Source organism: Streptomyces endocoffeicus (assembly GCF_016741935.1).
In the GTDB taxonomy this organism is placed as follows: domain Bacteria; phylum Actinomycetota; class Actinomycetes; order Streptomycetales; family Streptomycetaceae; genus Streptomyces; species Streptomyces endocoffeicus.
In genome coordinates this window covers 1-1,217 of sequence record NZ_JAERRG010000156.1, presented here as the reverse complement: position 1 = coordinate 1,217, position 1,217 = coordinate 1, and the positions used below count along the sequence as shown (strand labels likewise).

The 1,217-nt window shown below is 70.6% G+C and carries 1 protein-coding gene; it reads right to left on the bottom strand.

All coding sequences use genetic code 11. The annotated features are described in order from the left end of the window. Positions 1-1,189, bottom strand: a 1,189-nt coding sequence (locus JK364_RS54325; RefSeq protein WP_443732281.1) for a SpnB-like Rossmann fold domain-containing protein, incomplete at its 3' end; no start/stop codon positions are given. Between the last annotated feature and the right edge of the window lie 28 nt (positions 1,190-1,217).

The following is a 1,217-nucleotide window of genomic DNA, read 5'->3' as shown; positions in this document are numbered from 1 at the left end:
TCAGGACCGTGCCGTCCGGGTCCCAGACCGGCTCGGACACAGCACCGGCAGCACCGGCAGCGGTGGTGGCGGTGGTGGTGGTTTTGGTCAGCCGGGGTACTTCGTAGCGGTTGCCGGTGATGCGTAGCCGGGGTTCATCGAGCCCGGCGGTCGCGGCGAGCTGATCCAGGGTGAGGGTCTCGTCATCGCTTTCGACCAGGATGAAGCGGTCGGGGTGTTCCGACTGGGCGGAGCGCACCAGGCCCGATACCGCGGCGGAGGCCAGGCCGGTGCCGGTGTGCACGACCAGCGGCCGGTCTTCCCCGGCCAGTGTTTCCTGGATGCTGTGCAACACCTGGGCGGTCAGGGTGCGGGTCTGGGTCAGCGGATCGCTGCCGGGCTCGGGCAGGGCGGTGAAGACCACGACGTCGGCGGGATCACCCGGCCCGGGGGCGGGGATCTCGGTCCACGTCAGGGCGAACAGGTCGTCGGCTGAGGTGGTGGGTGCGTGGAGGGGGATCGTGGTCGGGGCGGCGGCATGTGCGGTCAGGACGGGGTGTCCGGTGGCATCGGCGGCGGTGATGGTCAGCGTGCCGTCGTCGCCCCGGGTGATGTGGGTGTGGAGTTCGGTGGCGTCGCTGGTGTGCAGGGTCAGGTCATGCCAGATCGCGGGCGTCTGGTCGCCGGTGAGGGTGAGGGCGGTGGTGATGAGGCCGGGGTGCGGGGTGTGCGTGGTGGCGGGCCCGGTGGTGTCCAGGGTCGCGGTGGCCAGGCGGGTCCACGGCTCGGTATCGCGGTAGCGGGCGTGGACAGTGAGCCGGTGCCCGCTGACCCAGGTCTGCAGCTCGGCGGTGCCCTCTTCCGGGATGTACAGCAACGCGTCCACCGACAGTTCACGGATCGGCCTGCCACCGGCCGCCGTGAAAGCCATTTCGACGAACGCCGCCACGGGCAGCACAGGCCCGTCCTGCTGAGAGACCCTCCCGGTATACAACCTCCCCTCAGCCTCCGCCACCGGCACCCCCCAGCCCAGCAACGGATGCCCCTCCCCACCCGGCCGACCAGCGCTCACCATCCAGTAGCGCTCGTGCTGGAAGGCATACGTGGGCAGGTCCAGCACCCGCCCGGTGGTCGTCCCCAGGATCGCCGGCCAGTCGACCCCGACCCCTTGGACATGCATCATGGCCAGCGCGGCAACCGCAGCTCGCACCTCATCCTCGCCGTGCAACATCGCGATG